At 70.4% G+C, this 21,212-nt stretch carries 22 protein-coding genes; 3 read left to right on the top strand and 19 right to left on the bottom strand.

Features of this window, described 5'->3' with window-relative positions; all coding sequences use genetic code 11:
• Window positions 1–8: 8 nt before the first annotated feature.
• The 5 genes from rodA to AAG688_RS03155 all read right to left on the bottom strand — a co-directional run bounded on the left by rodA (window position 9) and on the right by AAG688_RS03155 (window position 5,973).
• Entirely contained in the window at window positions 9–1,127 is a 1,119-nt protein-coding gene (gene rodA, locus AAG688_RS03175; RefSeq protein ID WP_411833912.1) for a rod shape-determining protein RodA, read from the bottom strand.
• Entirely contained in the window at window positions 1,124–3,295 is a 2,172-nt protein-coding gene (gene mrdA, locus AAG688_RS03170; RefSeq protein WP_411833911.1) for a penicillin-binding protein 2, read from the bottom strand. Before mrdA ends, rodA begins: the two co-directional genes overlap by 4 nt.
• A 7-nt stretch (window positions 3,296–3,302) precedes the next feature.
• A complete protein-coding gene (gene mreD / locus AAG688_RS03165) occupies window positions 3,303–3,782 on the bottom strand; it encodes a rod shape-determining protein MreD (RefSeq protein ID WP_411833910.1) in 480 nt (159 codons plus the stop codon).
• Entirely contained in the window at window positions 3,779–4,759 is a 981-nt protein-coding gene (mreC, locus tag AAG688_RS03160) for a rod shape-determining protein MreC (protein ID WP_411833909.1), read from the bottom strand. The genes mreD and mreC overlap by 4 nt, the downstream gene beginning before the upstream one ends.
• A gap of 167 nt (window positions 4,760–4,926) precedes the next feature.
• A complete protein-coding gene (locus AAG688_RS03155) occupies window positions 4,927–5,973 on the bottom strand; it encodes a rod shape-determining protein (protein WP_411833908.1) in 1,047 nt (348 codons plus the stop codon).
• Window positions 5,974–6,261: 288 nt separating this feature from the next.
• Here AAG688_RS03155 and AAG688_RS03150 point away from each other — a divergent pair, with 288 nt between their 5' ends.
• The gene (locus tag AAG688_RS03150; protein ID WP_411833907.1) at window positions 6,262–7,197 is read left to right on the top strand and encodes a carbohydrate kinase family protein; all 936 of its coding nucleotides are present in this window, start codon (window positions 6,262–6,264) and stop codon (window positions 7,195–7,197) included.
• A gap of 7 nt (window positions 7,198–7,204) precedes the next feature.
• Here the strand turns inward: AAG688_RS03150 and AAG688_RS03145 are convergent, their stop codons facing one another.
• The 5 genes from AAG688_RS03145 to AAG688_RS03125 all read right to left on the bottom strand — a co-directional run bounded on the left by AAG688_RS03145 (window position 7,205) and on the right by AAG688_RS03125 (window position 12,783).
• Entirely contained in the window at window positions 7,205–7,471 is a 267-nt protein-coding gene (locus tag AAG688_RS03145; protein WP_411833906.1) for a hypothetical protein, read from the bottom strand.
• 13 nt (window positions 7,472–7,484) lie between these two features.
• Complete coding sequence (locus tag AAG688_RS03140; protein WP_411833905.1) at window positions 7,485–8,210, bottom strand: hypothetical protein; 726 nt, start codon at window positions 8,208–8,210, stop codon at window positions 7,485–7,487.
• Window positions 8,211–8,289: 79 nt separating this feature from the next.
• A complete protein-coding gene (locus tag AAG688_RS03135; RefSeq protein WP_411833904.1) occupies window positions 8,290–10,212 on the bottom strand; it encodes a leukotriene A4 hydrolase C-terminal domain-containing protein in 1,923 nt (640 codons plus the stop codon).
• Between the two features lie 189 nt (window positions 10,213–10,401).
• The gene (gene ubiE, locus AAG688_RS03130; RefSeq protein ID WP_411833903.1) at window positions 10,402–11,163 is read right to left on the bottom strand and encodes a bifunctional demethylmenaquinone methyltransferase/2-methoxy-6-polyprenyl-1,4-benzoquinol methylase UbiE; all 762 of its coding nucleotides are present in this window, start codon (window positions 11,161–11,163) and stop codon (window positions 10,402–10,404) included.
• A 39-nt stretch (window positions 11,164–11,202) separates the two neighbouring features.
• Entirely contained in the window at window positions 11,203–12,783 is a 1,581-nt protein-coding gene (locus tag AAG688_RS03125) for a hypothetical protein (protein WP_411833902.1), read from the bottom strand.
• Between the two features lie 162 nt (window positions 12,784–12,945).
• On the opposite strand from AAG688_RS03125, the gene AAG688_RS03120 reads away from it, so the two are divergent.
• Complete coding sequence (locus AAG688_RS03120; RefSeq protein ID WP_411833901.1) at window positions 12,946–13,392, top strand: nucleoside deaminase; 447 nt, start codon at window positions 12,946–12,948, stop codon at window positions 13,390–13,392.
• Between the two features lie 19 nt (window positions 13,393–13,411).
• Here AAG688_RS03120 and AAG688_RS03115 read toward each other — a convergent pair whose 3' ends face one another.
• The 5 genes from AAG688_RS03115 to hslV form a co-directional block, all read right to left on the bottom strand.
• On the bottom strand, window positions 13,412–13,876 hold the full coding sequence (locus AAG688_RS03115) for a DUF2269 family protein (protein ID WP_411833900.1): 465 nt from the start codon (window positions 13,874–13,876) through the stop codon (window positions 13,412–13,414).
• 1 nt (window position 13,877) lies between these two features.
• Entirely contained in the window at window positions 13,878–15,194 is a 1,317-nt protein-coding gene (locus tag AAG688_RS03110) for an SDR family oxidoreductase (RefSeq protein ID WP_411833899.1), read from the bottom strand.
• A 40-nt stretch (window positions 15,195–15,234) separates the two neighbouring features.
• Window positions 15,235–15,576 carry a zinc ribbon domain-containing protein YjdM gene (locus AAG688_RS03105; RefSeq protein ID WP_411833898.1) on the bottom strand — a complete coding sequence of 114 codons (342 nt, stop codon included), beginning with the start codon at window positions 15,574–15,576 and terminating at the stop codon, window positions 15,235–15,237.
• 112 nt (window positions 15,577–15,688) lie between these two features.
• Complete coding sequence (gene hslU, locus AAG688_RS03100; protein ID WP_411833897.1) at window positions 15,689–17,053, bottom strand: ATP-dependent protease ATPase subunit HslU; 1,365 nt, start codon at window positions 17,051–17,053, stop codon at window positions 15,689–15,691.
• A gap of 107 nt (window positions 17,054–17,160) precedes the next feature.
• The gene (gene hslV / locus AAG688_RS03095) at window positions 17,161–17,712 is read right to left on the bottom strand and encodes an ATP-dependent protease subunit HslV (RefSeq protein ID WP_411833896.1); all 552 of its coding nucleotides are present in this window, start codon (window positions 17,710–17,712) and stop codon (window positions 17,161–17,163) included.
• Window positions 17,713–17,964: 252 nt separating this feature from the next.
• Between hslV and AAG688_RS03090 the strand changes: the two genes are divergently transcribed.
• Window positions 17,965–18,408 (top strand): CopD family copper resistance protein, encoded by a 444-nt coding sequence (locus AAG688_RS03090; protein ID WP_411833895.1) that lies wholly within the window; start codon window positions 17,965–17,967, stop codon window positions 18,406–18,408.
• Between the two features lie 93 nt (window positions 18,409–18,501).
• Here the strand turns inward: AAG688_RS03090 and xerC are convergent, their stop codons facing one another.
• Genes xerC through lptM form a run of 4 tightly spaced genes read right to left on the bottom strand, consistent with a single transcriptional unit; the run spans window position 18,502 to window position 21,206 of the window.
• Window positions 18,502–19,425, bottom strand: a complete 924-nt coding sequence (gene xerC, locus AAG688_RS03085) for a tyrosine recombinase XerC (protein ID WP_411834919.1) — start codon at window positions 19,423–19,425, stop codon at window positions 18,502–18,504.
• A 56-nt stretch (window positions 19,426–19,481) separates the two neighbouring features.
• Window positions 19,482–20,171 (bottom strand): DUF484 family protein, encoded by a 690-nt coding sequence (locus AAG688_RS03080; RefSeq protein WP_411833894.1) that lies wholly within the window; start codon window positions 20,169–20,171, stop codon window positions 19,482–19,484.
• Window positions 20,168–21,016, bottom strand: coding sequence for a diaminopimelate epimerase (gene dapF, locus AAG688_RS03075; protein ID WP_411833893.1), 849 nt, complete (start codon window positions 21,014–21,016; stop codon window positions 20,168–20,170). The genes AAG688_RS03080 and dapF overlap by 4 nt, the downstream gene beginning before the upstream one ends.
• A complete protein-coding gene (lptM, locus tag AAG688_RS03070; RefSeq protein ID WP_411833892.1) occupies window positions 21,009–21,206 on the bottom strand; it encodes an LPS translocon maturation chaperone LptM in 198 nt (65 codons plus the stop codon). The genes dapF and lptM overlap by 8 nt, the downstream gene beginning before the upstream one ends.
• Window positions 21,207–21,212 lie beyond the last annotated feature (6 nt).

Below are 21,212 nucleotides of genomic sequence, written 5' to 3'. Positions count from 1 at the left end.
CCACATGCCTAGTATCCATGCACCGGCCGGTGCGCCCGCACCGCCATCACCAAGCCCAGGCCGGCCAGCAGCGACACCGCCGAGGTGCCGCCGTAGCTCAGCAGCGGCATCGGCACGCCGACCACCGGCAACAGGCCGGAGATCATGCCGCCGTTGACGATCACGTAGACGAAGAACGACAGCCCCAGCGCGCCGGCCAGCAGCCGCGAGAAGGTGTCGCGCGCGTCGATGGCGATCCACAGGCAGCGGCCGATCACGAACAGGTACAGCGCCAGCGTCACCGCCACGCCGAGCCAGCCGAACTCCTCGCTCAGCACCGCGAACACGAAGTCGGTGGTGTGCTCGGGGATGTAGTTTAGGTGCGACTGCGACCCCTCGCCCCAGCCCTTGCCGCTCCAGCCACCGCCGCCGATGGCGATCTTGGACTGGATGATGTTCCAGCCCGCACCCAGCGGATCGTTCTCGGGATTGAGGAAGGTCAGGATGCGGTCCTTCTGGTACGGCCGCAGCAACCAGAACCAGGCCGCCGGCGCGGCCGCCGCCACGCTGCCCGCGCCCACACCCACCCACCACCAGGGCAGCCCGGCCAGCAGCAGCGCGAACGCGCCGCTGGACGCCACCAGCATGGCGGTGCCGAAATCCGGCTGCAGCAGGATCAGGCCCACCGGCAGCACGGTGATGGCGCCGGCCACCAGCACCGTGCGGATGCGCGGCGGCAGCGGCTGGCCGTGCAGGTACCAGGCCATCATCATCGGCAAGGTGATCTTCATCAGCTCGGCCGGCTGGAAATAGAACACCTTCAGGTCGATCCAGTGCGCGCCGTGCTTGCCGGTGCCGATGAACAGCACCAGCAGCAGCGGCAGCAGCGTGATCGCGTACGCGCCCGGCGTCCATGCGCGCAGCCGCACCGGCGACACTCGCGACAGCGCCCACATCGCGCCCAGGCCGACGCCGAAGCGCGCGCCCTGCGCCATCACCAGCCGCGCGCCCTGCGCCTCGCCGCCGGCGCTGTACAGCACCGCCAGGCCGATGCCCATCAGCGCGCCCAGCGCCAGCAGCAGCGGCCAGTCCAGCGTGCGCAGCAGGTGCCGCAGCAGGTCGAAGGCCCAGCGCAGGAGGTCGGTCATGCGTTCCCCCTCCGCGTGGCCGCCACGTGGTTCTTGAGCCCCTCTCCCGCCGGGAGAGGGGTGGGGGAGAGGGCCGGGACAGGCGCGGTGCCGGGTGAATCCGGAGCCTGGGGTGCGAGCGCGGCCGTGCCGCCGCGACCGCCGCCGCCGGTGGCTCTGCCGGCCCTCTCCCCCACCCCTCTCCCGGCGGGAGAGGGGCTTGGGTTTCCTGCATCCGGAGACGGGGACGGCGCATCGGGCCCCGCCTGGTTCGCGGGCGGAACTTGCGGCGCCGGCGCGGTACCGTTCCCGGTTGCCGGTTCCCCGTGCCCGGCCTCGCTTTCCGGCTTCTCCGGCATTTCGCCCAGCAGGTAGGCATCGAAGATCTTGCGCGCGATCGGCGCGGCGGTGCTGCCGCCGTAGCCGCCGCCCTCGACCGCGATGGCCAGCGCGATGGTCGGCGCCTCGGCCGGGGCGAAGCCGACGAACAGCGAGCGGTGGCGCAGGTGCATCGGCAGGCTGCGCGGATCCACCGCCGCGGTGCCGCGGCGGCTGACCACCTGCGCGGTGCCGGTCTTGCCGGCCATCGCGTACGGCGCGCCGGCGGCCATCCGCCAGCCGGTGCCGCCGGGCTGCATCGTCGCCATCATGCCCTCGCGCACCACCTGCACGTTGGCCGGGTGGGGGCTGATCGGCTGCGCCGGCGGTTGCGGCTGCGGCGTCCACGGCTCGTCGAAGCCCGCCCGCGACTGCGCCACCAGGTGCGGCCGCCGCAGCTGGCCGTCGGCGAGACCGGCGGTGGCGCGCACCAGCTGCAATGGGGTGGCCTTCCAGATGCCCTGCCCGATCGAGGCGTTGAGGGTGTCGCCGGGATACCAGCGGGTCTTCTCGGCCTTCAGCTTGTTGGCCGGCGACGGCAGGATGCCGCCGATCTCGCCGACCAGGTCGATGCCGCTGGGCTGGCCGAAGCCGTAGCGCGCCATGTAGTCGTCGAAGCGCTCGATGCCCATGTCCAGCGCCAGCCGGTAGTAGTAGGTGTTGACCGAACTGGAGATCGACTTGCGCAGGTCGGTCCAGCCATGGCCGCCGCGCGCCGCGTCGCCCCAGCCGCGCGCGGTGCCCGGCATGTAGAACATGCCGGTGGACAGCACCCGGTCCTCCGGCCTGCGCAGCCCGCTGTCCAGCCCGGCCAGCGCGATCAGCGGCTTGAGGGTGGATCCGGGCGCCACGCCGCCCAGCACCAGGCGGTTGAACTGCGGGCGCGAGGGATTCTCGTTGAGCGCCTTGAAATCGGCGCTGGAGATGCCGTTGACGAACAGGTTGGGGTCGTAGCTGGGCAGGCTGACCATCGCCAGGATCTCGCCGCTGCGCGGATCCACCGCGATCGCCGAGCCCTCGAACTCGCCGAACGCATCGACCATCGCCTGCTGCAGCTCGGCGTCGATGCTCAGCCGCAGGTCGGTGCCGGCGCGCGCCGGCACGCGCCCGACCACGCGCAGCGCGCGGCCCTCGACGTTGGTCTCGACCTTCTCGTAGCCCACCCGCCCGCGCAGGATCTCCTCGTAGTAGCGCTCCAGCCCGGTCTTGCCGATGTGGGTCAGCGCGGCGTTGCCCTCGCCCAGCGTCTCCAGGTCCTTCTCGTCGATGCGGCCGACGTAGCCGACGACGTGCGCGAACAGGTCGCCGTAGGGATAGCGGCGGGTCAGGTACGGCACCAGCTCGACGCCGGGGAAGCGCCAGCGATCCACCGCGAAGCGCGCCATCTCCTCCTCGCTGACGCGCATCTTCAGCGGGATCGGGCGGAAGCCGCGGGTGGCCCGGCGGCTGGCGTGGAAGCGCTCGACGTCCTCCGGCGACAGCGCGATCACCTGGCCCAGCTCGGCGATCAGCCGATGGGTGTCGCCGGCCTTGTCGGGGGTGACCTCGAGGCGGAACGCCGGCACGTTCTCGGCCAGCAGCCGGCCGTGGCGGTCGTAGATGGTGCCGCGCCCGGGCACCACCGGCCGCAGCTTGAGCCGGTTGGCCTCCGAGCGGGTCGCGTACTGGTCGTGTTCGACGACCTGCAGCTTGAAGTACCAGCCGGCCAGCGTCGCCAGTGCCAGCGCCACGACGACGAAGCCCAGCACCGCGCGGCGGCGGAACTGCTCGGCCTCGGCATGCGGGTTCTTGACCGGACGACGCGCGTGCATGGGACGCTCAGCCGCGCCGCTGCAGGCGCAGCGCATCCATCAGCACGAACACCGGCGGCCACAGCAGCATGCCCAGCAGCGGCGCCCACCAGTAGTTCCACGGCAGCGTCGGCTCGCCCAGCGCCACGTGCACGGCCAGCTGCACGATGCGATCGTTCAGCAGCAGGCCGCCGATGGCCAGCGACTGCTGCGACAGCGGGAAGAACCGCAGCCGCGCGCGGAAGCGCTGCAGGATGAAGGTCATGATCACCAGCCGCAGCGCCTGCTCGCCGAGCAGCGAGCCGAACATCAGGTCGGCCAGCAGCCCGACGATCACCGCGAAGCCCAGCCCGGCATGCTCGGGCGCCTCGATCACCCAGTACGCCAGCACCAGCGCCAGCCAGTACGGGCGCAGCGGCTGCAGCACGTCCGGCAGCGGCAGCAGGCCGAGCAGCAGCGCGACCACGATGCTGGCCGGCAGGATCCAGCCGGTGCGCAGGCGGCTCATGGCGTCGGCTCCTTTGGAGCCGACGGGGAATGGGGAGTCGGGAATGGGGAATGGGGAGAGCGGCTGGCCGTGCCGTTGGGTCCACTGCCCTCCGGTCCGGGTGATGCTCCTTCCGATTCCCCATTCCCCATTCCCCATTCCCGGCTCTTCAGCAGCAGCACGTTCCTCCCCCGATCCAGCTGCGCGGCCGGCCGCACGTCGCCGACCAGGAAGGCGTGGCTGTCGTCCGGGCGCAGCGCGGTGATGGTGCCGACCGGGAAGCCGGCCGGGAAGCGTTCGCCCAGGCCGGAGGTGACCACCTCGTCGCCGACCTCGACGCCGCCGTTGAGCGGGATGTCGGCCAGTTCCAGCAGGTCCTTGCGGCCGCGGCCGTAGGCGATCAGGCGCACGCCGTTGCGCGCCACCACCACCGGCACCGCGTGGTCGGGGTCGGTCAGCAGCAGCGCGGTCGCATGCGCCGGCGTGGCCTGGATGATCTGGCCCATCAGCCCGCCGGCGTCGATCACCGCCTGGCCGACGTGCACGCCGTCGCGGCTGCCGATGCCCAGCACCAGCCGCTGCCGGGTCGGGTCCAGGTCGATGTCGAGGATCGGCGCCAGCTGCACGTCCAGGCCGCGCTGCTCGGCCGCGCCGAGCAGCGAGCGCAGCTGCTGGTTGTCGGCCGCCGCGCTCTGCAGGCGGGTCAACCGCGCGTTGGCGATCAGCAGGTCGTTGCGCAGTTGCCGGTTCTCCTCCATCAGCCGCGCGCGCGAGACCGCGTCGTCCTGCACCCGCGTGCGCAACCGCCCCGGCAGGCTGGCCAGCCACCACAGCGGCTGGGTCGCCACCTCGGCCTGCGCACGCGCGCGGCTGAGCCAGTCGCCGCGGTGGTCGAGCACGATCAGCGTGATCGCCAGCGCCAGGTAGGCCAGCAGCCGCAGCGTGCCGGTGACTTCACCGGGGCGGGAGGCGACGGGGGGGCCGGCGTAGGGAGGCATCAGGAGCCGGAAATCGGGAAGGGGGAACGGGAAGTGGCGAAACGCGGACTGGCGCGGCCTTGCATCATGGACTTCCGGCCTCCGGCGTGGAAGCCGCTACCGGGTGAGGGAGTCGCGGACGCGGGAAGCCGAAGCCATTCCCCATTCCCGACTCCCCATTCCCGGCCTCAATCCGGCGCAAAGAACTCGTTGCCGTGCATGTCCACCAGTTCCAGCGCACGGCCGCCGCCGCGGGCCACGCAGGTCAGCGGGTCGTCGGCGACCTGCACGTGCAGGCCGGTCTCCTCGGAGATCAGCCGGTCCAGGTCGCGCAGCAGCGCGCCGCCGCCGGTCAGCACGATGCCGCGCTCGGCGACGTCGGCGCACAGCTCCGGCGGGGTCTGCTCCAGCGCCAGCTTGACCGCGCTGACGATGCCGGACAGCGGCTCGTGCAGCGCCTCCAGCACCTCGTTGGAGTTGATGCGGATGACCTTGGGCACGCCCTCGGCGAGGTTGCGGCCGGAGATCTCCAGCTCCTGCACCTCGGCCTGCGGGTAGGCGCAGCCCAGCTCGACCTTGATCCGCTCGGCGGTGGCCTCGCCGATCAGCATGCCGTGGTTGCGGCGCACGTAGTTGGTGATGGACTCGTCGAAGCGGTCGCCGCCGATGCGCACCGAGGCCGAGTAGACGATGCCGTTGAGCGAGATCACCGCCACCTCGGTGGTGCCGCCGCCGATGTCGATGACCATCGAGCCGCGCGCCTCGGTGACCGGCATGCCGGCGCCGATCGCCGCGGCCATCGGCTCCTCGATGAGGTAGACGTCGCGCGCGCCGGCCTCCTCGGCCGACTCGCGGATGGCGCGCCGCTCGACCTGGGTCGAGCCGGCCGGCACGCACACCAGCACGCGCGGGGACGGGCGCAGGAAGCGCGACTTGTGCACCTTCTTGATGAAGTACTTCAGCATCGCCTCGGTGTAGGTGAAGTCGGCGATCACGCCGTCCTTCATCGGCCGGATGGTGGTGATGTGGCCCGGCGTGCGGCCGAGCATCTGCTTGGCCTCGGCGCCTACCGCGGCGACCGAGCGTGCGCCGCCGATGGCGCGGTCCTGGCGCACCGCCACCACCGAAGGTTCGTTCAGCACGATTCCCTGCCCGCGCACGTAGATGAGGGTGTTGGCCGTGCCCAGGTCGATGGACAGGTCGTTGGAGAACATGCCGCGCAGCTTCTTGAACATCGGGGGAAGGATTCCTGCAGGGAGGCCCGCTCGCCCGGGACGGCGATTTTTCGGGCAGAAACGGGGCCGGCTAGCCTAGCAATCGGCCACCACAGCGGCAAGGAAAATTCTCGTAAAACCAAGGGTTGGCGGCGGTTCGGCCGGGTTCGCGCAGGCCGCGTGCGCGGCCGCGCGAAAACCCGCCGCCGCGCGCGTCAAGGCTGGTCCCGTCCGCCCCCAGCCGGTAACCTTCGCACCTGCGTGCGGCCGGGGATGGCCCGACGCCCCTTTCCCGCCAGAGCCTCGCCGATGTCCGCACTGATTTGTGGTTCCCTCGCCTACGACACCATCATGGTGTTCCCGGACCAGTTCAAGAACCACATCCTGCCGGACAAGGTGCACATCCTGAACGTGTCGTTCCTGGTCCCGCGGATGCGCCGCGAGTTCGGCGGCTGCGCCGGCAACATCGCCTACAACCTCAAGCTGCTGGGCGGCGACCCGGTGCCGATGGCCACGGTGGGGCAGGACTTCGGCCCCTACCGCGAGCATTTCGTCGAGCAGGGCATCCGCCTGGACCAGGTGAAGGTGATCGACGAGCTGTTCACTCCGCAGGCGTTCATCACCACCGACCACGACAACAACCAGATCACCGCCTTCCACCCCGGCGCGATGATGCGCAGCTACGAGAACCACGTGAAGGACGTGCCGGGCGTCACCTTCGGCATCGTCAGCCCGGACGGGCGCGAGGGCATGCTGCAGAACGCGGCCGAGTTCGCCGGGGCCGGCATCCCCTTCATCTTCGATCCCGGCCAGGCGATGCCGCTGTTCAACGGCGAGGAACTGCGCCACTTCATCGAACTGGCCGACTACGTCACCGTCAACGACTACGAATCCAACCTGTTGCAGGAGCGCACCGGCTGGAGCGAGGCCGACATCGTCAAGCGGGTCAAGGCCTACATCACCACCCGCGGCCCGCACGGCTCGCAGATCCACACCCCGGACAAGACCTACGACATCCCGCCGGCGCACGAGCGCCGCGTCACCGACCCGACCGGCTGCGGCGACGCCTTCCGCGCCGGCCTGATCTTCGGCATCGGGAAGGGCTACGACTGGCTGACCATCGGCCGCATGGGCAACCTGATGGGCGCGCTGAAGGTCGAGCATCCCGGCACCCAGAACCAGCGCTTCGACTTCACCGAATTCAACGAGCAGTTCAAGCAGCAGTTCGGGTATTCGCTGGGCTGACGGCCGCTCAACCGCCTTCGCCCTGCGCGGGCGCGTCCGGCGGATACTGCGCCGCCGCCCGCTCCAGCCAGCCCGGCAGGTCCCGCCGCCGCACCCGCTCGCGCCGCGCCCGGGCCAGGCATTCGAGCATCCATGCCTGCCGCGCCGGATCGCCGCCGGCCAGCGACAGGGCCAGGTCGCGATCCATCCAGCGCCGTATCAGCACGTACAGCGCCACGTGCAGCGCGATCGCCGGCACGGTGACCGCGGCCACGATCAGGTAGTCGGTGTTCACGCGCGGACGGGGCTCAATCCCAGCCCGGCATCTGCGCGCGCTTCAGTCCGCCGGTCTCGAACACCACCTTGCGGGTGCCGCCGGCCTTGACCGGGAACTCGATTTCCAGCGCGCCGGACTGGCCGGCCAGCTTCCACAGCGCGCGGTGATCGTCGATGAACATGGCGATCGCCTCGTCGGTGTCCGGGCGGTTGGCGGCCATGCGCCGCGGCGGGCCACCGTCGGCGGCCACGCCGACCCGGCAGCTGCGGTAGCACTCGCGGGCGAAATCGCCGGCCTGCAGCACCAGGTAGCTGCTGCGCTTCCACTTGGGATGGTCGCGGAACACCAGTTGCACCGTGCGCGGGCCGCTGCCGTCCACGTCCACGGTCTCCTTGCTGTAGATCATCGCCGAGCGCTGCTCGCCGCCGTCGGTGGCGACCTGGGCGTAGTTCCACAGCGATTCGAGCCGGCGCGCCTCGCGCGCGGCCTCGGCCTTGCCCTTCACCTCGTCGAAGCCCGGCCCGATCTGCGCCGCGGCGCGGGTGTCCGGATACTGCGCCAGCAGCGCGGCGCCGTGGATGCGCGCCATCTCCCAGTTCTGCGCGGCCAGCGCGCCGTCGTACTGGCGGGCGATGTCGGCGGCGGCCTGTTCGTTGCGCTCGGCCTGCGCGGCGGCGGCGGCCTGCGCCTCGGCCTCGCGGTCGCGGCAGGCGGACAGGGCCAGCAGGCAGGCGGCGATCAGCAGGATGCGTTTCATGGCGGCTCCGGATCGGAGAAACGTGCAGCGGCGGATGGCGGGTGCGATCGCTCCCCGCCCGCGGGCGGGGAGCCGGGCCTCACCTGGCCTGCGCCTTGTCCAGCAGCGCCTGCACCGAGGCGGTGGTGATCGGGTGGTAGCCCGGCCTGGCGCGGGCGAAGGTCTCCTGCGCGAACGCCAGCCCTTCCGGCGTCTTCACCAGTTCCTGGTAGATCGGCAGGATCAGCTTGCGGCGGCCGACCCGGGCGATGAACTCGCCGATGGCCGGCTGCGCCTCGGCGTAGCCGCTGCGCACGGCCAGCGGATACCAGCGCATGGCGATCTCGCCGTTCTGGGTGCCGGTGAAGCGGTAGGCCGCATCCAGCTGGGCCAGTTGCTCGACGGTCAGCTTCTCGCCCATGCCCTTGAGGAAGTTCACCCACTGCTGGGTGTTCCACTCGCCGGTGACCTGCGCGCTGGGCAACTGGCCACTGCCCAGCCAGGCGATGCGCGCGGTGTCGGTCAGCGACAGTCCGCGCGACTGCGCGCGGGTGGCGAATTGGGGGATGCCCGGCTGGTTGAGCCAGGCGTCCAGCTCGGCCTCGCTGACCGCGTTGGGATTCTTCGGCAGCAGGTTCTTCTTCAGGTAGGCGACGAACTGGTCGGTGTCGGCGCTCTGGAAGGCATGGTCGTCGAACCAGCCGCGCAGGAACGGATCGAACACCGCGCGGCCGAAGCGCTGCTCCAGGAACTGCAGGAACCACGCACCCTTGACGTAGGCGACCTGGCTCAGTGACTCGTCAGGGTCGCGCTCGGCCAGCGGCGGCAGCGCCAGCGCCTGGTCGGCCGGCGACATGTCCTTCACCTCGGCCAGCAGATCGGTCTGGTCGATCTGGCGCTCCATCTCGGCCATCTCCTCGCCGTACAGCGACTCGGTGATGCGCTCCTGCACGTAGGTGGTGAAGCCCTCGTTCAACCAGATGTCCTTCCAGCTCGCGTTGGTCACCAGGTTGCCGGACCAGCTGTGCGCCAGCTCGTGCGCGATCAGCGACACCAGCGACTTGTCGCCGACGATCACGGTCGGGGTGATGAAGCTCAGGCGCGGGTTCTCCATGCCGCCGAACGGGAACGACGGCGGCAGCACCAGCATGTCGTAGCGTTCCCACCGGTACGGGCCGTACAGCGCCTCGGTGGTGGCGATCATCTTCTCGGTGTCCTCGAACTCCTTGACCGCGCGGTCGACCATCGCCGGCTCGGCCCACACGCCGCTGCGCGGCGAGATCGGCTTGAACACCAAGTCGCCGGCGGCGATCGCCAGCAGGTAGGACGGGATCGGCTGCGGCATCCTGAACGCGTAGTCGCCGTCGCGCGCGGCGGCCGGATCGTTGTCGGCGCTCATCAGCACCATCACGTCGGGACGGCTGGTGACGTGCGCGCTGTAGGTGAAGCGCACGCTCGGCGTGTCCTGCAACGGCACCCAGCTGCGCGCGTGGATGGCCTGCGACTGGCTGAACATGAAGGGCAGCTGCTTGCCCTCGGTCATCGACGGCTCCAGCCATTGCAGGCCGGAGGCCTGCGGCGAGGTGCGGTAGGTGATCCGCACGCGCGGATTGCGCGCCGGCGTCTCGATGGTCAGCTTGCTGCCGTGGATGGCGTCGGCGTCGGCCAGCGCGTGCGCCAGCGGCGTCCACGCGCCGGCGGCGTCGGCGCCCTCGACCTTCTCGATGGCCAGGTCGCGCGTGTCGAGCAGCAGTTGGGTGGCCTTGTCGTCCTTCCACTCCAGCGTGTAGGTCGCGGTGCCGGCCAGTTGCCGGTTGTCGAAGTCCAGCGCCAGTTCCAGCGCCAGGTCGCGGATCGCGACCTTGCCGGGCTCGGCGTACGAACTCTCGTCGTGGCTGCGCGCGGTCTTCTGCGCGGACTCGGGCGCGGGGGCCGGCGTGGTCTCCGCCACCGGGGCGGACTCGCGGGAACAACCGGCCGCCAGCACGGCGGCGCAGGAAAGCATCATCAGCACAGAACGCATCAGGGGATCCGGCACGAACAGGGGAACCGGCATTTTAGCGCCGTTTGCCTCCGCCACGGCCCGGCACCGTTCACCGGTCCGCCGTGGGAGCGACGTCAGCCGCGACCGGAGACGTCCTGGTCGCGACTGACGTCGCTCCCACGCACACGCGCCGCTGGAAGGTGATGCTCCCGGTCGCGACTTGCGCCGCTAGATTTTGTAGCCGGTATGCACGGCGACGATGCCGCCGGACAGGTTCCTGTAGCCGGTCCGCGCGAAGCCGGCTTCGGCCATCATCGCCTTCAGTTCCTCCTGCGGCGGATGCTTGCGGATGCTCTCGGCCAGGTACTGGTAGCTGTCGGCGTCCTGGGCGAAAAGCCGGCCCAGCTTCGGCAGCACCTTGAACGAATGGAAGTCGTAGATCGGCTTGAACCAGTCCGCCTTCACTTCCGAGAACTCCAGCACCCGCGCCTGCCCGCCGACGCGCAGCACCCGATGCATCTCGCGCAGCGCCGCGTCCTTGTCGGTGACGTTGCGCAGGCCGAAGGCGATGGTCACCAGGTCGAAGCTGGCGTCGGGGAACGGCAGCGCCTCGGCGTTGCACTGCACGTATTCCAGCCCGGCCACCAGGCCGCGGTTGGTCAGGCGATCGCGGCCGACCGACAGCATGCCGGCGTTGATGTCGCCGAGCACGATGCTGCCCTCGGTGCCGACGCGATCCTTGAGCAGCGCGGCGATGTCGCCGGTGCCGCCAGCCAGGTCCAGCACGCGATCGCCGCGGCGGACCTGGCAGGTGCCGACGAAGTAGCGCTTCCAGACCCGATGGATGCCCAGGCTCATCAGGTCGTTCATCAGGTCGTACTTGCCGGCCACCGAGGTGAAGACCTCGCCGACCAGCTTCTGCTTGTCCCGGGCGGGGACGTCGCGGAAGCCGAAATGGGTGGTGCCGCGCTGGTAGGGGGATTCGCTCATGCGGCGATTATCGCACCCCGGGCCGGCGCGGCCCACTCGTCAACGCACCTGGCAGCGCACCGTGGCCTGCGCATGCGTGCGCCGCGGCTGGCAGTCGTCCGGTCGCTCCACTGGCGCCGCAGCCTCGGCGGGCAGCCGCTGCACGCCGCCCGCGGCGCTGACGCCGGCGCCGTTGCCGCGCAGGGCCGGCAGCGGCGTGCTCATCACCCGCGGCTTGGGACCGACGGTGAGCCGGAAGCCGGTGGCGGTGGCCGCATCGACGCTGATCCAGTGCGAGTCGTCCGGCGTGCCCCAGCGTTCGCCGACCTTGAACATCGAGCCTTCGTTGTTGGATCGGTTGGCCGGCGGCACGTCGGCGTCGATGCTGTAGGCGGTGCCGTACTTCTCGACCTTGTGGATGATCACCGCGGTGCCGGCCAGCCTGCCTTCGTAGGCGCCCTCGGGGCGGCGCGCCTCGACCGTGTAGACCACGGTCGCGTAGGGATCGGCCTGCGGCGACAACGACAGCACCAGCATCTGCACGTTGGTCGAGCCGGGCAGGCTGGCGAAATCCAGGTTCACCGTGCGCGTGGTCGTGTTGGCGAACGGGATGACCAACTGGCGCGCGCTGTCCACCCAGTTCAGGCGATGCCGTTGCAGGATGTTGACGTGCTTGGGCCGCGAACCGTAGGTCGGATCCGACACCGCGTTGTTCCAGGCATCGCTCATCACGTCCCACGGGTTGTCGTAGGTGTCCGAATCGCCGTCGGAATTGTCCGAGTGCGGCAGGCCGTAGCCGTGGCCCATCTCGTGCGCCAGCGGCGCGAGGTTGTTGAACGACCACGGCGGGTTCCAGGTGGTGCTCCAGTATTTCCGCTCGCCGTCCAGCGTCGCGGTCCGGCCACCGCCCCAGGCGTAGCCATCCAGGTCGCCGTTGAACATCATGTTGATGCCGGTGGCGCCGCGGAAATCGACGTCGGGATCGGCCGCGGCGATGCAGTCCTGGAACAGCTGGGACAGGTTGGCCTTGTCCTTGTCGCCTTCCTTGGTGACGTAGAACGAGCGCGGCTGCGGCAGTGCATACCAGCCGTAGGACAGGCTGCCGGCCAGGTTGATCTTGCCGTAGGACACCTCGGCCCAGTAATGGCCGAGCTGGCCGACCGCATTGCCGTACTGCGAGTCGAAGAACGCCTTGTCCTTCTGCTCGGTCGCGATGTCGCTGAACCTGCACATCAGCGTGATCCAGCGCGTATTGCCCAGCACCGGGGCCTGCGCCATCACCTTCCCGCTGGCGTCGCGCTCCGGCGCTGCCTGCCACAGCCGGTCGGTCGCGACGATCGCCTGGATCGGGCGCTGCTGCGACATCGTCCGCTGCGTGCCGGCGAAGGACACCGCCACGCGCCGTCCCGACAACGCATACAGATCGCCGGCGGCCGCCTTGGCCTGCGCCGCATCCAGCGACAGGCGGACGCCATTGTCGGTGAGCAGCGTGGCGTGCAACTGCGCCGACCGCGGGGCGCCGGGTACCGGCAGCGGATCGCCCCATGCCAGTTCAAGCTGGCCCTGCACCGTCTCGGCGCGTGCATTCATGACTGCACCGGCCAGCAGCAATGCTGCACCGGCCACGGATATTCCCTTCATGGTTTTCCCTGCCTCGATCCCCGGATGGCCGGATGGTACCCCCGTACGGAGCCGCCGTCCCGCGAAACGGGCCCACAGCGTGGTGCCGGTCACACTGGAAGAAACCGGCGCCGCTGAACAGGGTTAGGATGATGGACCCTGCCCTTCCCGACGCCGTGCACCATGCCCGACTACCGCGCCCTGCTGCAGACCGCCATCGCCGAGGCCCGCCAGGGCCTGGCCGAAGGCGGCATCCCGATCGGCGCGGCGCTCTACCACGACGACGGCCGCCTGCTCGGCTGCGGCCACAACCGCCGCATCCAGGAAAACGACCCGTCCGTGCACGGCGAGACCGATGCCTTCCGCAAGGCCGGCCGCCAGCGCCGCTACCGCGACACCATCATGGTCACCACCCTGGCGCCGTGCTGGTACTGCTCCGGGCTGGTGCGCCAGTTCAACATCGGCACCGTGGTGGTCGGCGAATCGGTCAACTTCCGCGGCGGCATCGACTGGCTGCGCGAGCATGGCGTCGAGGTCATCGACCTGCACGACCCGGAGTGCATCGCAATGCTCGGCGACTGGATCGCAGCCCATCCCGAGGTGTGGAACGAGGACATCGGCGAGGATTGATCCCGGCCCGCCACGCGGATCAGGCCGGTTTCATCACCATCAGCCAGAAAATCGCGATGACGCCAAGGAAGGCCGGCCAGCCCAGCCAGAACCAGCCGCGCATCACCCGGTAATAGGCCGCTGGCAGCACCGTGCCGTCCGCCACGGCCTGCCGTGCCAGATCACGCGCGCGCAATTGCAGCCACAGCACCGGCAGCCAGCAGGCACCGACAACGAAGAACAGCAGCAGCGCGCTCCGGACCCAGAACACGGCCAGCGGCAGGCCCAGCAGATGCACCAGCCACAGGCCGCTGGCCAGTTGCACCACCACTGCCGGCGCGGTGAACACGCTGTCGGCGATCACCACGCAGCGTGCGGTCTCGGCGACGACCCTGGGATCGCCGCGCAAATGCGCCATCCACATGAAGAAGGCGATGCCCAGGCCGGTGCCGAACAGCAGCGTCGAGGCCAGGATATGGATCCATTTCAGCCACAGGTAGAGCATCTCAACGCCGCTCCGTCAGTACCCACAGCACCGCCAGCGCCGGCAGCAGCACCAGGTTCTTGGCCAGTCCGCCCAGCGGATCCCACCATAGCGCCGGCACCAGGATGCCCAGCACCAGCGTGTAGGTCAGCAGCAGGCACAGCATCGCGGCAATGGCCAGGCGCGGGCGCCAGTTGCACAGCAGCCACACACCGAGCGCCAGGTCGAGTCCGCCGCCGAACCGTGCCAGCGCCACCGGGGCCAGCGCCTGCAACGGCGTACCGGTCGCCAGCGCCTCGATCGTCGCGGCCGGCGTCAGCACGCCGGCCAGTGCCGACAGCAGCCACAGCACCACCACCGCCAGCCGCAGCGCGGGCGCCAGGAAATAGAGCTGCGCCTGCCAGCGATCCTGCACCTGGCTGGGAGCCCCGGCCAGGGCTTCGGCCAAGCCAAGCGGACGCAGGCCGAAATCCGCGTGCAGGCGGTCCGCGGCATCGGCCGCGGTGACGTTGCCGCGCCGGAGCATCCGCCACATCGTCCGCCCGACCGGGCCGCGCCCGAGCCGTTCCATCACCTCCACCGCCAGCGACACCGCGGCCTCGGGCACGGCCACCGCGCGGTCACCGGGAATCCGCAGCCAGCGGCGCCACTGCCGTTGGTAATCGCGCAGCGATAGCGACGAAGGACCGCCGACCTCGTAGAGGCCGGTGGCCGTGTTGCCCGCGGCGCGCGCGACCAATTCGCCCAGATCCTCGGCCGCCAGCGGCTGCACCTGCCAGCGTCCTTCGCCGGGCAGCCATTGCGCGCCCGGGAACGCCGCCAGCGCACGCAGCAGCGAGGTGCCTCCATAGGAACCGGCAACCGAATAGACCACCGACGGGCGCAGCACTACCGCCTGCAACGGCAACGCCAGCAGGCGTTCGTCGAAGCGGTGCTTGGAGGCGACGAACGCGCCGTCCTCGGGGATGCCCAGCGCCGAGATCTGCACGAAGCGCTGCACGCCCCGCGCCACGCAGGCCTGCGCCAGCGCCAGCGGCGCGTCCACGTGCACGGCCTCGAAGGTCTGCCCACCCTGCTCGCGCAGGATGCCGGCGGCGTTGACCACCGCGTCGACGCCGGCCAGCAACGGCGCCCAGTCCTCGGCGCGGGTCATCGCCTGCAGGTCGCAGGCGCGCTCGTCGCCGGCCAGCACGCGGCCATGCGCGCGCACCGCACGCAGCACCTGCCAGCCATGCCGGCGCAGCGCCGCCACCACGTGGCCACCAATGAAGCCGCCGCCGCCCACCACCAGCACCGTGCGCCCTTGTCCGCGGGAGGTTGGATCGTCACGCTCGTCCATGCGTTCTTCCCTGATCGATGAATGCAGACGCGCGGATGCTTCAGGCCTTGCGCACGAACTCTGACTTGAGCTTCATCGCGCCGATGCCGTCGATCCTGCAGTCGATGTCGTGGTCGCCGTCGACCAGGCGGATGTTCCTGACCTTGGTGCCGACCTTGACCACCAGCGAGGAGCCCTTGACCTTGAGGTCCTTGATCACGGTGACCGAATCGCCGTCCTGCAGCAGGTTGCCGTTGGCGTCCTTGACCACGCGCGCTTCCTCGTCGCCGGCAGCCGCCGCATCGGCCGACCACTCGTGGCCGCACTCCGGGCAGATCCACTGCGCGCCGTCCTCGTAGGTGTAGCCGGACTGGCATTGCGGGCAGGGCGGCAGCGTGCTCATGGCGAAGGCTTCATCATGCGTCGGAAGCGGCGATTGTAACCGACGCCTTCGCCGCACCCCGGCGCAGAGGCGGGAAACCCGCCTTGCGGCGGGTCCCCGGCATGCGGCGCGGTCAGAGGATGTAGCGGCTCAGATCCGGATCCTGCACCAGCTCGCCCAAGTGCCGGTCGACGTAGGCGCGATCGATGACCACGGCCTGGCCATCGCGATCCGGGGCCTCGAAGCTGAGCGTGTCGAGCAGGCGTTCCAGAACGGTGTGCAGGCGGCGCGCGCCGATGTTCTCCTGGCGCTCGTTGACCTGCGCGGCGATCTCGGCCAGGCGATCGACGGCGTCGTCGGCGAAGTTCAGCGCCACGCCCTCGGTCTTCATCAGCTCCACGTACTGCCGGGTCAGCGCGGCCCTGGGCTCGGTGAGGATGCGGATGAAGTCCTGCTTGCTCAGCGCCGACAGCTCCACCCGGATCGGGAAGCGGCCCTGCAGCTCGGGAATCAGGTCGCTGGGCTTGGCCAGGTGGAACGCGCCAGAGGCGATGAACAGGATGTGGTCGGTCTTGACCGTGCCGTACTTGGTGGAGACGTTGGAGCCTTCCACCAGCGGCAGCAGGTCTCGCTGCACGCCCTCGCGGCTGACGTCGCCGCCGCCGACGTTGTCGCCACGCTTGGCGACCTTGTCGATCTCGTCGATGAAGACGATGCCGTGCTGCTCGCAGGCCTCGATCGCGGCGGCGCGGATGTCGTCCTCGTTGACCAGCTTGCCGGCCTCCTCCTCGATCAGCTGCGGGCGCGCGGCCTTGATGGTCACGGTGCGCTTGTGGGTCTTGCCGCCGCCGAGGTTGGAGAACATCTGCCGCAACTGCTGGCCCATTTCCTCCATGCCCGGCGGGGTCATGATGTCCACGCCGACATTGGCCGACAGCTCCAGCTCGATCTCGCGATCGTCCAGTTCGCCGGCGCGCAACTGGCGGCGCAGCTTCTGCCGCGTCTCCGACTCGCGCGAGGACGGCTCGGCGCCGATGTCGACCGTGGTCGTGCCGCCGGCGCCGAACCCGAAGCCGCCGCCAGACGCCTCGCGGCGCGGCAGCAGCGCGTCGAGGATGCGGTCCTCGGCGCGCTCCTCGGCCTGGGTGCGCACGCGCACCTTGGCCTGCTCGCGGTACAGCTTGACCGCGGTGTCGGCCAGGTCGCGGACGATCTGCTCGACGTCCTTGCCGACGTAGCCGACCTCGGTGAAGCGGGTCGCCTCGACCTTGACGAACGGCGCGTTGGCCAGCGTCGCCAGCCGCCGCGCGATCTCGGTCTTGCCCACGCCGGTAGGGCCGATCAGCAGGATGTTCTTCGGCATCACCTCGTTGCGCAGCTCGTCGCCGAGCTGCATGCGCCGCCAGCGGTTGCGCAGCGCGATGGCGACCGCGCGCTTGGCGGCCTGCTGGCCGACGATGTGGCGGTCGAGTTCCTGCACGATTTCGCGCGGGGTCATGGTGGTATTCGCTTCGCTCATATCGGGAATAGGGAATGGGGAATAGGGAATGGGAGAGCGGCGGGCTGGGGCACTGGGGAACGCTTTTACGATTCCCCATTCCCTATTCACAGCTCTTCGACCACCACATTGCGATTGGTGTAGATGCAGATGTCGCCGGCGATGTTGAGCGCCTCGACGGCGATGGACCTGGCGTCCAGCTGCGTGTGCGCGAGCAGCGCGCGCGCGGCGGACAGCGCGTAGGAGCCGCCGGAGCCGATGGCGATGATGCCGTCCTCCGGCTCGATGACGTCGCCGGTGCCGCTGATGATCAGCGAGGTCTCGCGGTCGGCCACCGCCAGCAGCGCCTCCAGCTTGCCGAGGCGGCGCTCGGTGCGCCAATCCTTGGCCAGTTCGACCGCGGCGCGCTGCAGCTGGCCGTGCTTCTCCAGCTTGGCCTCGAACAGTTCGAACAGGGTGAAGGCGTCGGCCGCCGCGCCGGCGAAGCCCGCCAGCACCTGGCCCTCGCGCCCCAGCCGGCGCACCTTGCGCGCGTTGCCCTTCATCACCGTATGGCCCAGCGTGACCTGGCCGTCGCCGGCGACGGCGACGTGGCCGTCACGGCGCACGGAGATGATGGTGGTGGCGTGGAAGACGTTGGGGTTCTGGCTGGGGTCCATGAGGCCTCCGTGGGGTTCCTCCGATAGGTGGGGATGCGACGGGAGGGTTCAAGCAGCCCGCATGCGCCGGGCTTGCACCCTGCCGGCGGCCGGGCATTCCGATGGCCGAAGCGTCCGCGGTTGATCCATGTCATGTCCGGCCGCCGCGGCCGGGGGGAAGATGACGCCGATGAGAACCATTCCCATCCATTCCGGCTTCTTCCGTGCTGCCGCGCCGTGCGCGCGAGGACACGCCTTCGTCAGGGTTCGCCCATGAGCCACTATTACCTGTTGCTGATCGCACACCTGTTTGCCGCGCTGGTATTCGTCGGCACGGTGTTCTTCGAGGTGCTGATCCTGGAGAGCGTGCGCAAGCGCGTGCCGAAGAACGTGATGCACCAGATCGAGGCCGGCATCGGCCAGCGCGCGCGCCAGCTGATGCCGTGGGTGCTGCTGGTGCTGTACGGCAGCGGCATCGGCATGGCCTGGCACTACCGTGCCGCGCTGGCGCAGCCGTTCGCCAGCACCTTCGGCCTGCTGCTGACGATCAAGATCGCGCTGGCGCTGAGCGTGTTCGGCCACTTCCTCACCGCGATGTGGCTGCGCAGCCGCGGCCGCCTGGTCTCGAGCCGGTCGCGCCGCCTGCACCTGAGCCTGTTCTTCCACATGGTCGGCATCGTGCTGCTGGCCAAGGGCATGTTCCATCTGGGCGGGTGAGGCTTTCCGCTTGTCCTCGGTTGGGCCGAACCGGGCTTTTCGGTTCGGATGCTTGCTTTCCCGTCACCCCGAAGGCGGAGATGACGGAATGTCCTAACCCTTCTTGCCGACCCGCCGCGCGCGCGGATGCGCGCCGTCGTAGACCTTGGCCAGGTGCTGGAAATCCAGGTGGGTGTAGATCTGGGTGGTGGCGATGTCGGCGTGGCCCAGCAGTTCCTGCACGCCGCGCAGGTCGCCGGACGATTCGAGGATGTGGCTGGCGAAGCTGTGCCGCAGCATGTGCGGGTGCACGTGCTTGAACAGGCCCTGCCGCTGCGCCAGCTGCTTGATGCGGATCTGCACCGCGCGCTGCGAGATCGCGCCGCCGCCGCGCCCGGGGAACACGAAGTCCGCGTCGGCGGCCGCGCGTTCCCGCCGCCATTCGGCCAGCGCCTTGCGCGCATGCGATCCGACCGGCACCTTGCGCTGCTTGCCGCCCTTGCCCATCACCGTGACCATGCCGGCGTCCAGGTCGAGATCGCCCCAGCGCAGCGCGCACAGTTCGCTCAGGCGCAGGCCGGAGGAATAGAACAGTTCCAGCAGCGCGCGATCGCGCAGGCCCAGCGGCGCGTCGGTGGGCACCTCGACCAGCTTCACCGCCTCGTCGGCGTCGAGCACTTGCGGCAGCCTGCGCGCGGCCTTGGGCGCGCGCAGCCCAGCGCAGGGATCGGCGGCGATGCGGCCATGCTTCAGCAGCCAGCGATAGAAGCTGCGGCAGGCCGACAGCCGGCGTTGCAGGCTCTTGGGCGAGAGCTCGCGGTCGCGATGCTCGGAGGCGATGAAGGCGCGCAGCTGCGGCGGTTGCAGCCCGCAGGGATCGGCGGCCTTCTGGCCGTCCATCCACTGCGCCAGCGCGGCCAGATCGCGCCGGTAGGCGTCGAGCGTGTGCGCGGACACGCCGCGCTCGACTTGCAGGTACTTCAGGAAATCGTCGATGGTCTCGTGCGCCGGCGGCGCCGTGCCCGGGTCGCGCTTCACCTTCCTGCTGGCCTTAGGGCTGCGCAATGCCGCCGCTCCGCGATCAGCGCGCGCCGTCAGCCATCGAAGCGCTTCAGCGCCACCGCCAGCGCCTCGCCCATCATGCGCAGGAACAGCGTGCCCATGCCGGGATAGAAGCGGTTGCCGTCGTGGCTGCCGACCGCGACCAGTCCCACGCCGGGCATCGGCAGCAGCGCCGAGGACTGCACGCGCTCGGTGTCGGCCGCGTACAGCAGCGCGTTCTTCTCCGGCTGCAGGCGGCCGCAGATCGGCTCGCCGTCGCGCAGGCAGTCGCGGAACGGCGCCAGGTGCGGGCTGTCGGCGGGAACGACCTGCAGCCACGGCGCATCCTCCAGCCCCGCGACCGGGCGCAGCAGCACGATGCTGACGCGATCGCCGCTGAAGTCCTCGGCCAGCGCCGCGGCCATCGCGCGCAGCGTGTCGGCGGCGCTGGTCTGGCGCAGCAGCGCCAGGGTGAGCTGGTGGGTGCGCACGGCCAGGCGCTCGTTCTCCTGCGCGTTGGCGAAGAGATCGTTCAGGCGCCGCGACAGCTCGCGGTTCTTGTCGCGCAGCACTTCCAGCTGGTAGCTGGCCAGCGAGGCGGTCGGGCCGTCGTCGCGCGGGACGACCAGGCTCAGCGCCAGGTCCGGGAACTGCTTGAGGAAGGCCGGGTGCCGGCGCAGCCAGGCCGCCACCTCGTGCGCGCCGAGCTTCCCGGGACCGTCCTTGCCGTGTGCCTCGCTCATCGTTGCCATTCCCCTTCGAAAACAAATGCAGCCGGTCCGGACATGATGACCTGCGCTTCGTCGTGCGGCCAGCGCACGCGCAGTTCGCCTCCCGGCAGCGCGACGGCCACGTCGCGGCCGACGCGCCCGCGCCGCATCAGCGCCACCGCCGCCGCGCAGGCGCCGCTGCCGCAGGCCAGCGTCTCGCCGACGCCGCGCTCGTAGACGCGCAGGGCGATGCGGTCGGGCGCGATCACCTCGGCGAAGCCCACGTTGACCGACTCGGGAAACAACGCGGATCGCTGCAACGCCGGCCCCAGCGTGGCCAGCGGCGCCTCGGCGATGCGCTCGACCTCGATCACCGCGTGCGGGTTGCCCATCGACACCGCGCCGAAGCGCACGCGCGCACCGTCGGCCTCGGCCTCGTACTCGGCCTGCGGCGCGTCGAATCCGCGCAGCGGGATGCGCGCCGGCAAGAACCCGGGCACGCCCATCGCGATGGCGTAGCCGCCGTCGTCCAGGCGCTCGACCGCGTGCGTGGCCAGCGGGCTGTCGAGCTGGAAGCGATCGCCGCGCGCCGCGCCGTCGCGCACCAGCCAGGCCGCCACGCAACGCGCGCCGTTGCCGCATTGCTGCGAGGGCGATCCGTCGGCGTTCCAGATGCCGTAGGCGGCGACCGAGCCGTCCGCGCGCGGCGGCTCGATGGTCAGGATCTGGTCGCAGCCGACGCCGAAATGGCGATCCGCCAGCCGCGCGGCCAGCGCGGCGTCCGGCGGCGGCGCGCCGTCGCGCAGGTCCAGCACGACGAAGTCGTTGCCGGCGCCGTGCATCTTGGAAAAGCGCAGCGGCGCGCGCGGATCAGCCATTGCCGGCGGCGGCGGGCGTTTCGTCTTCGGCCGGCGGCGCCTGGTCCTGCGCCTCGTCCTGCGGCGGCGCTTCCGGCACGACGACCGGCGCCCGATCGGCCGGCAGGAACAGCGGGCCCTTGGCGCCGCAGGCCGCCAGCAGCAGGGCGATCAGGGAGGAAACCGAGACTGCGCGGATGAGCTTCTTCATGTCGGC

Source organism: Pseudoxanthomonas mexicana (genome assembly GCF_046736355.1).
Taxonomy (GTDB): Bacteria; Pseudomonadota; Gammaproteobacteria; order Xanthomonadales; family Xanthomonadaceae; genus Pseudoxanthomonas_A; species Pseudoxanthomonas_A mexicana_B.
This window is presented reverse-complemented; position numbering and strand designations above follow the sequence as displayed.